Source organism: Flavobacterium sp. CAN_S2 (assembly GCF_015752255.1).
In the GTDB taxonomy this organism is placed as follows: domain Bacteria; phylum Bacteroidota; class Bacteroidia; order Flavobacteriales; family Flavobacteriaceae; genus Flavobacterium.
On record NZ_JADOVA010000016.1, the window covers coordinates 1 to 1,525 of the forward strand.

The following is a 1,525-nucleotide window of genomic DNA, read 5'->3' on the forward strand; positions in this document are numbered from 1 at the left end:
CGCCTGCGCAGATGGTACTGCAGTTATGTGGGAGAGTATGTCGTCGCCTTTCTTTAATCTGAACTAGTTTTAGATTTTATTAAATCCTCATCATTTATTTGATGGGGTTTTTTTTGTTTTACAACTCTCCGAAGTGTTCGGAAAACGCCTCAGCTGGTCGCCTTTCTTTATCCTGAATTTATTTCAGGATTTATTTAAATCCTCATCATTCATTTGATGAGGATTTTTTGTACCTTGTAATCTAGTGGATTTTTACAGAAGAAAATGGGATCGAGTCGGGATCAAATCCAAAACCTGTGGAGTGATAAAAATTACGCATAAATATTAGTTAATCTAAAAAGGAAAAATGCAACATTTCTAACGCCTCGAAATTGAGATCTAAACGCTTTTATTTTAGCATTGAAAGATTCAGCCGAAGCATTTGTACAGCATCAAGTATGAAACTTGTTGGTTAAGTAATGGAAAAATGTAAAACCTTATATCCAATGTGCTGTAAAACGGAATTAAATTTTGGGAACTATATTAAAAGTATGAACAGTTTATTTTTTTGTTAAAACATATGCCTAGTGCTCTGCTTTGGTTGAATTTAATCTTTATCAAATAAAAGAGGAACCAAAATGAATAGCAGTTACTCAATTATGACAACGAATGATGCTTACGGTGTGTGTGTTATCGCGAAAAATTGAAGAATCGTTTTTAAATTATTTGAGCAGTATCTAATTTTTCGTAGAGGAACCAAAAAAAAGGATATTTTGGAGGTTGTAAGCTGTTCTTTCGTGAACTTAAACGGAATGGATGTTATCTAAAATTGGTTACTCGATTCAATTTTTTATTATAAAAAAAAATATATTTAAGATGTGTGCTATCGGATCATTGATCTTTTACGACAATGACGGGCTTTCTATGTTTTGATTGGAGTTCTTTGCCAACAATTTTCAGGATTATTTTCATTTAAGAATCCGCTGTTGGCTGTTTTCTATTATTTATTTGCGATTAAATTGACATTAAAGGATCTTTATACGGAATCCATATAAGGATTTTATCTTTTTATAAAAGGTTTACAGTAGATATCGGCGATAAAACGGAATTCGAATTTCGGAAGTGGCTGCCCTGAAAGGCAGATGATGTTTTGGCATAATAGGTATATTGTACCACTTCGACAGGAAGAAGCCAATATTTGGAAAAAAACTTTTACTTTCAAAATTCACGTTTTCAGTGAGTTAAAGTTTAAGTTAAGAAAACATCAAAAAAAAGCGTTGAAAAAGCTTGAATAACTCAATAAACGGTGTAGTTTTGCACCCGCAACAACGCATACGCTCTTTCAAATACTGGCAAGCAAAACGAATCAAACAGAAATTTAATTTCAAAAAAAAGATTTCAAAAAGCTTGTGAGATTAGAAAAAGGATGTTACCTTTGCACCCCGCAAAATGCGCAAAGTTCCTTGAGAGATTGATAAGAAAAGAGAAGTAAACGAGATAAAATTTATCTTAAAAAAAACTTCAAATTTTTCTTGCCATTTAAAAA

Annotated in this window: 1 pseudogene; it reads right to left on the bottom strand. The window is 32.1% G+C overall.

Features of this window, described 5'->3' with window-relative positions:
- Nucleotides 1-311: 311 nt before the first annotated feature.
- Nucleotides 312-425 (bottom strand): annotated as a pseudogene (locus IWX80_RS16935) (transposase); the annotation flags it as partial.
- Nucleotides 426-1,525: the final 1,100 nt, after the last annotated feature.